This window comes from Mycobacterium sp. NGS16 (assembly GCF_059813225.1).
In genome coordinates, this window is record NZ_JCALEE010000016.1 from 1 (window position 1) to 10,478 (window position 10,478).

Below are 10,478 nucleotides of genomic sequence, written 5' to 3' on the forward strand. Positions count from 1 at the left end.
TTCCTTCGTTCCCTTACTTCGACTCCGATTCCGACTCCGAATTCGACTCGGGGTCGGCGAGATCGTTCTCACTCCAGGTGTCCGGCAGCATCGGCACACCCGGGCCGCCACCGAACCCGTCGCCGGCCAGAGTGGTCAGCCCCGCCGCGGTCGCGGCGCGCCGCGTGCCCAGGGTTCCGGTGAAACCCAGCGCCCCGGCACCGCGCTCCGAGCCCGTCATCGAGGACGCCGGCACGGGCTCTTGCGCCGGTCCAGAGCTCGGACCGGAATCCATGTCCATGAATTCGTCGGCGTGGTCGTGCAACACCGCGCGCCGGCGTCGCCGCGCCCGGGCCTTGTCGCGCGCCGAGCTGCGCACCGCCGCCGCGGCCGCCGGTACCCGCGAGGCCGGCGCCTGCGCCTTGTTCCGATCGGTCAGGGTGGGCCCCAGCCCGGTGCCCGGATCCGCCCCGGCGACCAGGTAGCCGAAGCCCATCACTCCGGGGGCCGGTGGCGGCGGCGCCACCGCCGAGGTCGCCGGCGCTGCCGGCACGCCCGGTGCACCCGGGGTGGCGATGCCGGAGGAGAAACCGGTCACCACCGCGATCGGCCGCTCAGGCGACGGGGCGACGGCAACCGGCAGCATCGGCTCGTCGGGTTCGTCGGCCACACCCGGCTCCAGGTTGACCAGCTGGCTCAACGCCACGCCGAGAATGATCGGCAAAAAGGCTGGGGCGGAGAGCATCACGCCCCAGAAGGTGAAACCGAACGGGATGAAGAACGCCTCGTAGGCGATGAAGAACAGCAACGGGAACCAGGTCGCCAGCGCGGCGGGGCCGCCGCTGATGATCTCGCGAATCACCCCGACCGGATCCTGCAGTAGCTGGCCGAGTTGGTTGAACAGCTGGGTGAAGAAATCCCCACCACCCGGTGCGGCATCCGCGGGCTGCACCGAGTCGGCCTTGACCACCGGGGGGGCCTGCACCGTGCGCGGCGCCGACGCCAGTGCGGCACCGGAGACCGCATGGTAGGTGCTCATGGTGGTCGCCGCCTGAATCCACATCCGGACGTAGTCGGCTTCGTTGAGCGCAATCGGGATGGTGTTGATGCCAAAGAAATTCGTGGCGACCAACACCCCGTGCGTCATGTGGTTGGCGGCCAGCTCCGCCAGTGTCGGCATCGACGCCAGCGCGGACGTGTAGGCCGAGGCCGCCACCTCATGCTGGGCGGCCACGCCGGCACTGTCCGCGCTGGCCTTGCCCAGCCACGCCAAGTAGGGCACGTGCGCCGCCAGGTACTGCTCGGCGCTGGGCCCCTGCCAGGCGCCGCTTTGCACCGCGCCGAGCAATGCGGTCAATTCGTCTGCGACCGTGGCGTACTCGACGCTCAGCGCATTCCATACCCCGGCAGCGCTCAGCAGCGGACCCGGTCCGGGACCGCTGCTCAGCAATGCTGAATGCACCTCCGGCGGGGAGGCGATCCAGACCGGGGCGGAGATCATCAGGCGCCTCCGGCCCCCGCGTGGCGTGCCACGTAGGTGGTGGCGGCTGCCGCGTCGCCAGCGGCATAGTTGACGCCGGACTCACCGACACCGACACCGGCGCGACCGAGCTCGGTGGTGCCCTGGGCGGCCACCGCGGCGTGCTCGCTGCCCTGCGCGCTGAACCCGGCCGCAGTCTGCAGCGACACCGGGTCGGCCGCCGGCGGCACCACCGCGGTGATCAGCGGGGCGGCGCTGGCCTGTGCGGCAGCCAGGCGGGCGGTCAACGCCTCGACCGCTGCGCTGGCGGCGGCGAGACCTTCCGGAACCACATTGAGCGTCATGACTCCTCCTCCTTATCGCTCCATACCTTTTCGCGCATCAGCGCGTCAGACTTTGGCTGAACAACGGATTGACCAGCTGCAAGTAGGTGGGTTCGTCGTTGTCGCCGAGCAGCATCGCCCGGCCCGCCGGGAGCCGCCCGAACCGCTGACCGCGGATCTTGCCGGAATCGGCGGGGTTGCCCGACAACATCACGGTGGTGGCCTGCAGGTCGTTGAGGCGACGCAGCAGCGGGTTGGTCATCAACGCGTGGGCCGACCCGGTGGCACGGCCGGTGACGATCACCCGCAGCCCCAGATCACCGGCCTGCGACAGCAGCGGAATCAGGTTGGTCCACGGTCGCTGGCCCGCGTACGGCCCGGTCAGTGCCGGGGAGTCCGGGATCGAGTCCACGTCGTCGATGATCAGGTAATGGGTGTGTCCCTCGTAGGTCCAGCTGGCCAGGTCCGCCGCCGAGAGCCCAGCCGGCGGCCGGCGGGAACCGATCAGCGCTGACAGGCCCAGCATCGCCGGGATTACCCGATCGACGTTGGCGGTGTACTCGTTGTCGGCGAACAGCGGTTCGTCGACCAGGTGCAGCCGGCGATCGAGCACCGTGAACGCGACCTGCTCGGCGGTGCTGTTCTCCCGCACCGTCCGGATGATGTGCCGCAGCAGGGTGGTCTTGCCGGACTTGCTGTCCCCGAGCGCCATCACCAGGGGGTTGGCGGTGAAGTCCAACTCCACCGGCGCCAGGTCCTCTTCGCGCTGACCGATGACGACCCGCTCCGGGCCCGGCCACAGCGTTCCGACCTCTTCGGGGGCCAGGTTGGTCGGCAGCAGTCGCACTGGCGGCGCGGCCAGACCGGGGTGGCGGGCGTTGATCTCGGCGATCTGGCCCAGATCCGGTTCCGCGATCAGGAAGTGCTCGGCGGCCATGGTCAGGCCGCGGCCCGGCTGGTTGGCCGGCACGGCCTCGGCCGGCCGGGTCAGGGCCCCGGCCACCCGGACGTTGCTGTCCCGTGGGTCGTGCAGCTTGAGCTCAAGGCGCAGCCCCAGCCCGTCGCGCATCGCCAACGGCACCTCGAGCCAGCTCGGGGTGGTGACGACGACGTGGATGCCGTAGGCCAGGCCGACGTTGACCAGCTCGGTCACCTTGGCCAGCAACGGGTTACGGGTGTTGAACTGGTCGGTGTTGTCCCGACTGAACGCGTACAGGTTGTCGATGACCAGGAAGACCTCGCCGTACCCGTCGTTGAGCGAGCCGATACTGCCGTCACGGAACGCCTCCCGCTGCTGGCGCGCGGTCAACAACTGCTCGAGTTCGCCGAATGTACGGCGGATCCGCTCGGGTTCCAGCCCGGACGCGACGCTGCCCACGTGCGCCAGGTCCTCGAGCGCACGCAGTTGGCCGCCGCCGTAGTCCAGGCAGTAGAACGTCACCTCACGCGGCGAGTGCAGGCTGGCCGCCGAGAGGATGAAGGTCTGCAGCGCAGTCGTTTTCCCGGACTTGGGTCCGCCGTGGATGAGCATGTTGCCGCTGGCCGAGCGGGCGTCGAACACCAGCGGGTCGCGCCGCATGTCGAACGGCTTGTCGATCTCACCCAGCGGCCAGCGCAGCTGCCGCTCGCCGACACCGGCCCGGGCCAGCGCCGCGGTGAGCGGGATCGGCTCGTCCAGCGGAGGCAGCCACAGCGCCGGAGCCTGCGGGCCGTAGTGCGCCAGCTGGTCGCCGATGGTGGCGATCAACTTGCGCGGCGGCGCGTAGGTCTCGTCGTCGGGCTCGGCCACGATGGTGGTCTCCGCAGCGGCCACCGGGCCGGCCGTGAACAGTTTCGGCTCTGGAATCGCATGCATCACAACGGCTTTGGACTGCCGCGGCGGGTCGTAGATACCGTCGACGTAGGTGCTGCGGAACTTGATCGGCGCCGCGCCCGGAGCGGGCACCAGGAAGCCCTCGCCCTTGTGCTCCTTGCCGGATTCGATGTGATAGGCGTCCTCGACCCCGATGATCTGGCGGGAGACGCTGGGGCTGGCCACCTTCAAACCGATTCGGTAGGAGGTGTTCTTGTCGATGTCCTTGATCTTGCCGACGTCGAGGGTCTGCGAGGCGAACAGGATGTGAATCCGGAACGACCGGCCTTTGCGCGCGACGTAGTCGAACAACTCGGCGTACTCCGGGTGGTCGGCGAGCATCAGGGTGAACTCGTCGGCCACGACGAACAGCGTCGGGATCGGGGCCAGATCGTGGCCGGCGGCGATCGCGGCCTCGTACTCGGTCACCGAGTTGAACGCGCTGCCCTGCACCCGACGACCGGCCTCCCGCAGCAGCAGCTCCCGGCGGGCCACCTCGCCGCGCAGCGTGTCGGCGAACCGGTCGGCCAGCGAGCGCTTCTCGGCCATGTTGGAGATGACCGCGACGACCTGCGGGAAGTTCCGGAAGATGTCGGCGCCGGCCTCACCCTTGAAGTCGGCGTAGATCACGATGAGCCGGTCCGCGGGGTGCGTGGTCAGCAGCGACAGCAGGATCGACATCAGCGTCTGCGACTTACCGGAGCCGGTCATGCCGATCATCAGGCCGTGCGGGCCCATCCCGCCCTCGGCCTCGTCCTTGAGATCGAAGATCAGCGGCTCACCGGTCGCGGTGACTCCGATCGGGACCCGCAGTTCCTCGTCGCGGCTCCGGGGCGCCCACAGTGAGGCGACGTCGAGGCGAGAAGCGTCGGGGATGCCCAGCAAGGTGGTGAAGGTGGCGCCGCGGGTACCGGCCGAACGTAGCCCGGCGTGGGTCGGGTTGGAGTCCCAGCGCGACAGCCGGCGCGCCAGGTGGGCGGCCTCGTCGGCGGCCAGGCGGTCAGCGTCGTCAACGTAACGCTGCCAGCCGCCGGTCTGCCAACGGTCGATGGACTCCCCGTCGCCGTTGATGCGCAGGATGGGGCGCTCCGGGTCGGAATACTGCTCGCGGTTCGGCGCGACGCTGCCGCGCTGCACGATGGTCACCCCGGCACGGGCGGCACCCAGCGAGGAGGCGGCCAGGTCGAAATCCGGGTCGTCGATGATCACCAGCAGATGCCGCGCCGTCTCGGCCGGCTCGCCGGTGAACGGCGGGCGCTCGGCCAACGCCGGCGCCAGCAACATCGCCAGTTCCTCGGGGCTGCTGGTCAGGTAGCGCGCCGGGCCGACACCGTCGACCGAGCCGGGAATGTCTACGTGCGGCAACCACTTCAGCCAGGACCAGGCCGGGCTCTCCAGGTCGGGGCTGGCCAGCGCCACCCCGAGCATGGTGGGGTCGTGCCAGGTGACGGCCTGGGCGACCCAGGCCCGCACGGCACCGGAGACCTCGTCGGCGGTATCGGCCAGCACGGTGATCCGGGACACCTTCGTCAAGTCCAGGCCGACAGGCACGTCGCGCACCGTGCGCTGGGTGTCGAGCAGGCTGCGTAATGCGCTGTGCGACACCGGTTCCAGGTCGATCTCGTCAGCGGTGTCAGTGACCCGTACCGCGCTGGCCAACGGCACCGAATGCCGCCCGGTGCGCACCACCAGGAAGTCGTCGTCGTGCGGGTCGCGCTCCCACTGTCGGCGCGAGCCGGGAACGGCGGCCAGATCCGACGGGTCCGGGTGCGACCATTCGGCGGCGGCCCGCTGCTTAGCGGCCGAACCCCGGATGTTGTCGCGGACCACCGACAGGTAACGCAGGTAGTCGGCGCGTTCGGCGTCGACCTCGACGGTGCGGGCCTTCTTGTCGCCGCCGCGGTAGATCCCTGCCGCCGCCACCAGCAGGGCGAACGGGAAGAACAGCATCACCGGGGAGATCAGCCGCATCCCGGTCGCGACCATGGCGATCACCATGCCCACGATCAGGATCACGATCACCACCGGCAGCGCCCGCTGCAAGAACGACGCCGGCACCATCCGGGGCAACTCCGGCGGCGGCTCGATGGTGATGGTGCCCTTATCGGTGGGCGGCGCCGGCAGCCGGCGGCGGGCCTCGAAGATCAGTCGGCTCATCGGGTCTCTCCCCCGTCAGTGGCACCCAGCTCGGTCGTCGCCCGGCGAACCGGCCGTTGATCCGGCGCCAGCGCGTCGTGGGCCAGCAGTGCGTCGGCGCGCGACAGGGTGGGCCCCAGCGCGAACTGCGACAGCACCGACCACGGGATGGGCAGCGCGGGCTGGCTCAGCCCGAGCGCGGCGACGGTGTCACCGTCGCTGCCGGCGGTACCGGCCTCGGTGTTGACGCCGTAGCGCACCCCGGTGTCGGAGATCCAGAACAGCGGGCCCGCACCGGCGTTGGCCGTCGGATCGCCGCTGACGCTCTGGGCGAAGTAGCCGGTGCCCGGGGTCAGCGCAACCCGGGCGGCCGTCCCGCCGACACCGGCGCCGACCAGATCCAGGGTTCGGACGCCGTCGCGCAGCGGCAGCGAGGAGCCGGACAGCAGCGTCAGCGAGCTGGTGCTGGCCCCGGCGGCTCTGCTCCAGTGCGCACACGTCAGCGGGTCGGACACTGCATCGGTGATGCTCACCGGCTGCTCGGGGAAGCGGGAGGTGTCCAGGGCGTGCGACACCGGCAGCCGGGCGATGTCGTCGGCACCGAGCAGCGGCGGCCGGTCCAGCCCGTGCGAGTCGGTGTTGCGCAGCACCGCGGCGAGAACCCCGGAGATGGGCTGCAGGCCGTCGGGCAGCACCGCGTAGTAGCGCAGGGTGCCTTGCGCGTTGCCCTCCAGGGCGTGCGCCGCCACAACCGCGCCCACCGGCGCGGCCGCCGGCAGCTCGAACGCCGGCTTGTCGCCCGCGCCGGGAATCACCGGCGCGGTCAGCGCGGGCGCCTCCGGGATCACGTTGAACAGCCCGGTCGCGATCGAACGGGGCGTGGGGACCGGCGCGCCCCGCTCGCCGAGGCCGAGCGCGCCGGTGATGGCACGGTCGGACAGGTCGATCCGGCTGCGCTTGCCGTCCCACAGCAGCCAGGCGCCGGTACCGTTGTCGGCCAGCACCGCGTGCTGCGCATCAAGCGCGCCGGCCCGGGATCCGCCGTCGCCCAGCGGCCCGGCGATCACCGTCACCCCGGCGTCTGTGCCGCCCACCGAGTCGCACACCGTCCAGTCGGCGTCGCGGCTGGTGTTCTGCACCATCCGCTCCGGGGCGCCGGGAATACCGATCAGGTTGCCGCGCGGAATCTTGTCCAGCCCAGTGCTTTTCACCGCGGTCGGGTTGACTGGGCGCCCGACGATCAGCCGTGCGGAGGTCAGGTTGAGCACCGGGTGCAGCTGGTCGCCGACGCGCACGTACAGCGCCGAGGTCGACTTGTCGGCCAGCACCGGGTCGTTGGCGGCCGCACTGTTGGGCCAGATCAGGGTGAACACGAAGCAGCCGCCCGCCACGGTGGCCAGCACCAGCAGACCCATCAGGACCGCACGCGCCTGTGAGCGCAGCGGCTCCACCAGCATCCGGGTGTCGTGCAGGGCCACTCCCGAGGCGATCCGCCGCATCACGAACCGCCAGCCGCTGACCTGGTGTTTGGTGACGAAACCCCGCCGGTACTCGACCCGGTCGGGGTTCTCGTTGACCGGGGTGCGGGATGCAAAGGAGCGCCGTTCGTCCTCGGTCCGGTCGGAGGAAGCGGCGCTCACGCGTTCGCCTCCAGACCCAGGCCACGCAGCAACGGCGTCACCGAGTTACGGACATCTTCAGTCGTGATGGTCATGAGCTCCTCATCGGTGAACACACCGGTACCGGACTGTTCGGAATGGTCGAGCCGGAACTCGCGCTCCTCCTCGGAGCGTTCGACGAGGTTCCGGACGAACCGGCCGTTGCCGGCGATGTCGAGGCTGCGCCGCGCGATCCCGTTGGCATCGGGGTGCGACGCGGCGGCCAGCTGAGCGAACAGCGCCTGCATCTCCTCGAGCGCGGACTGCTCGAACCGGCTGTCGCGCTGCTCGGCCATCTTGTAGGCGATCTCGACCAGCTCCGGCGGCTGGTAGGACGGGAAATCGATGCTCCGGGTGAACCGCGACCGCAGACCTTCGTTGGTGTCGAGGAATCGGTCCAGGTCAGCGCGGTACCCGGCGACGATCACCACCAGGCGATCGCGGTCGTTCTCCATCCGCGCCAGCAGGGTGTCGATGGCAACCAAGCCGAAGTCATTCTTGGCGCCGGTGGCCACCAGCGCGTAGGCCTCGTCGAGGAACAGCACGCCGTCCAGTGCGCTGTCGATGATGGCGTTGGTCTTCGCCTCGGTCTCACCGATGTGCTGACCGATCAGGTCGGCACGGTGCACCTCTTTGATGTTCTCTTTCTTCAACAGCCCCAGGCCGCAGTAGATCTTGGCGACCACGCGCGCGATGGTGGTCTTACCGGTCCCGGGCGGCCCGGCGAACACCAGGTGGTGGGTGCGCTGGCCGACGGCCAGTCCGTGCTGCTTGCGCACCACCTCCATGGCCACCGAGCTCTTGAGCCGCTGCACCTGGTTCTTGACCTCGGCCAGGCCGATGAACTCACCAAGTTCCCGTTCGGCCTCGGCCAGCAGCTCGGCCTTGCGCTCATGGGCCGCCGGGTCGATGAAGTCCTCGGCGCTCGGCTCGGTCTCGGGGTCCCAGGGATCGGTCCGCGCCTCGATCCGCGCCGCGGTGGTCGTGACGATCCCGAAGCTGGTGTCCAGCAGGGCGTGCTCGACCTGCTCGTTCTCCGGGTTGGCGGCGTAGAGGTCCTGCAGCACCTCTTCGGCCGTCTCCTCGTCGCCCTGTGCCCGCAGGATCAGCCCCTTGGCCAGCGCCCCGTCGGTGGCGGCGACGGCGATCGGCCCGTCCGGCTCCTCCAGGTAGGACAGCGCCGGGGCGTACATGCCCAGCCGGGCCAGCGCGATACCGAGCGCGATCTTGGCGGCGTGGGTGAACAGCTCGTCGCGGTCGGGGTCGTTGACGATCGGGGTCAGCAGCTTGACCATGTCCGACCAGCGCCCGGCATGGTGGTTCACCGCGATCGCCAGCCAGCGCGCGTCGTTCCAGTCCGGACGGCGCTGCGTGATCTCGGCGACCAGCTCGTTGGCCTCCGCACAGCGGCCCGCCATGGCCAGTTGGGCGGCGTGCGCCAGGTGGAAGTCGTCGGCTTCGGTGGCGCGCAGCTTCAGGTACAGCCCGGTGTCGTAGTGGAAGCCCAGCGCGCCGGCCGGTAGGTCCAGGCGCCGCTGCAGCGCCCCGGCGCTGGCCGCGGTCGCCGACACGGCGGCCAAGACCCGCGGCGACTGGTCGCCGGCGGCGGCCAGGCCGGTCCAGGCGTCGCACTGCTCGTGCGCGACCCGGGTCAGCGCCGCGAAGCCGGCGCGAGCCGCGGCCAGGTCGGCCGGCCGTTGCCGCTGGTACACCGGGATCCCCAAGGCACGGCAGCAAGTGGCGAACCGGCTGAGGGTGTCCTCGTCAACCCGTGGCTGCGATGTCAACAGAGCCGCGTCACCGGTGTTCATGCGTGGCTCGTCCCTTCAGCAGTGTTGCCTAAGCTAACTCGGCTGAAGTTAGCATTGCATAAGCTAACTGTCGAGGTGGGTAGAGACGACCGTCGAGTGGCTTCCATCACCGCGCTCCGACCGCCGTTGGCAGGTAGATCCGGCGCGGAAGCACCGACATCGTTCCAACCCATTCCCGGCTCCTTATTGAAAATCATTTTCGATTGCTGTGGAACGTTACCCCATCAGGGCTCGTTTGACGACGGCGCCCGGCGTTCTTGACCGCGCGCTAGCTCTTGACCGCCCGGACCAGGGCGGTGCGCGCGATCATCGGTCCCTCCTCGGTATCCGGACCGGGCACGGGGCGGCCCAGTTCACGCAAGTAGTCGGCCAACGGTGTCGCGACCGCGGACCAGCCCCGTTCCCCGAACCACTGATCGGCCGGCGCGCAACGCTCGTTATAGACCAGTCGGTGGAAGATGCGGCTGTCGTCGCCGGCTGCGACTTCGGCCTCCACCGCCGCCTGGAACACCTCGGCCGGCAGGGGGGCACCGTCCTCGACCGCGACGTGGCTGCCCGACGCGGCCAGGTCATCGAGGCCGGTGTAAAGCTGATGCTGCGCGTCGGCCGACAGATACATCAACAGCCCCTCGGCGATCCACGCCGAGGGCTGGGTGGCGTCGAATCCAGCATCGCGCAGCGCCTGCGGCCAGTCCTCACGCAAGTCGACAGCTATCTCACGGCGTTCTGCTTTGGGCCTGATGCCGCGCTGCGAGAGCACGTAACTCTTGAAGGCGAGTACCTGGGGCTGGTCCAACTCGAAGATCGTCGTCTGCTCCGCCCACTCCAACCGGAAGGCGCGGGAGTCCAGCCCTGCCGCCAGAATGACCACCTGCCGCACCCCGGCAGCGGCGACGCGGCGGAAGTAGTCGTCGAAGTAGCGGGTGCGCGCACCCTGGAAATTGAGGAAGTGTTCCCCGAAGTCCCCGGTCAGCAGCTGATGGTCGGGGAGGTTGCCTTCGACGACGGCCTCCCAGTCACCGCCGGCTGCCCGGCAGAACAACTCGGCATAGGGATCGACCGCCAAGGGATCGGGTTTGCGGGCTTCCAGGGCCCGCGCGGCGGCCACGAACAAGGCGGTCGAACCGACGCTCGTGGTGATGTCCCAGCTGTCACCTTCATTACGCATTACAGGCATTCCACTGACCCTACGCCGCAGTAACCAGCGTGGAATCCCCGCTTTACCAGCGCTCTGCGACC

6 protein-coding genes are annotated in these 10,478 nt (G+C 69.8%); all 6 read right to left on the reverse strand.

The window, feature by feature from the left end:
- Positions 1-13 precede the first annotated feature (13 nt).
- Positions 14-1,477 carry a PPE family protein gene (locus AC5Y4Q_RS21530; protein WP_499960161.1) on the reverse strand — a complete coding sequence of 488 codons (1,464 nt, stop codon included), beginning with the start codon at positions 1,475-1,477 and terminating at the stop codon, positions 14-16.
- Between the two features lie 2 nt (positions 1,478-1,479).
- Positions 1,480-1,803: a PE family protein gene (locus tag AC5Y4Q_RS21535; RefSeq protein WP_064923666.1), complete on the reverse strand. Its 324-nt coding sequence runs from the start codon at positions 1,801-1,803 to the stop codon at positions 1,480-1,482.
- Positions 1,804-1,840: 37 nt separating this feature from the next.
- Positions 1,841-5,791, reverse strand: a complete 3,951-nt coding sequence (gene eccCa / locus AC5Y4Q_RS21540; RefSeq protein ID WP_064923664.1) for a type VII secretion protein EccCa — start codon at positions 5,789-5,791, stop codon at positions 1,841-1,843.
- Positions 5,788-7,410, reverse strand: coding sequence for a type VII secretion protein EccB (eccB, locus tag AC5Y4Q_RS21545; protein WP_064923662.1), 1,623 nt, complete (start codon positions 7,408-7,410; stop codon positions 5,788-5,790). Before eccB ends, eccCa begins: the two co-directional genes overlap by 4 nt.
- Positions 7,407-9,239, reverse strand: a complete 1,833-nt coding sequence (gene eccA / locus AC5Y4Q_RS21550) for a type VII secretion AAA-ATPase EccA (RefSeq protein ID WP_064923660.1) — start codon at positions 9,237-9,239, stop codon at positions 7,407-7,409. Before eccA ends, eccB begins: the two co-directional genes overlap by 4 nt.
- Positions 9,240-9,507: 268 nt before the next feature.
- On the reverse strand, positions 9,508-10,407 hold the full coding sequence (locus AC5Y4Q_RS21555; protein WP_125225851.1) for a class I SAM-dependent methyltransferase: 900 nt from the start codon (positions 10,405-10,407) through the stop codon (positions 9,508-9,510).
- Between the last annotated feature and the right edge of the window lie 71 nt (positions 10,408-10,478).

Bases quoted from the DNA above. Each gene is read 5' to 3' on its own strand.
- AC5Y4Q_RS21535 (WP_064923666.1), bottom strand. From the start codon at position 1,803: ATGACGCTCAATGTGGTTCCGGAAGGTCTCGCCGCCGCCAGCGCAGCG.
- eccCa (WP_064923664.1), bottom strand. From the start codon at position 5,791: ATGAGCCGACTGATCTTCGAGGCCCGCCGCCGGCTGCCGGCGCCGCCC.
- eccA (WP_064923660.1), bottom strand. From the start codon at position 9,239: ATGAACACCGGTGACGCGGCTCTGTTGACATCGCAGCCACGGGTTGAC.
- AC5Y4Q_RS21555 (WP_125225851.1), bottom strand. From the start codon at position 10,407: ATGCGTAATGAAGGTGACAGCTGGGACATCACCACGAGCGTCGGTTCG.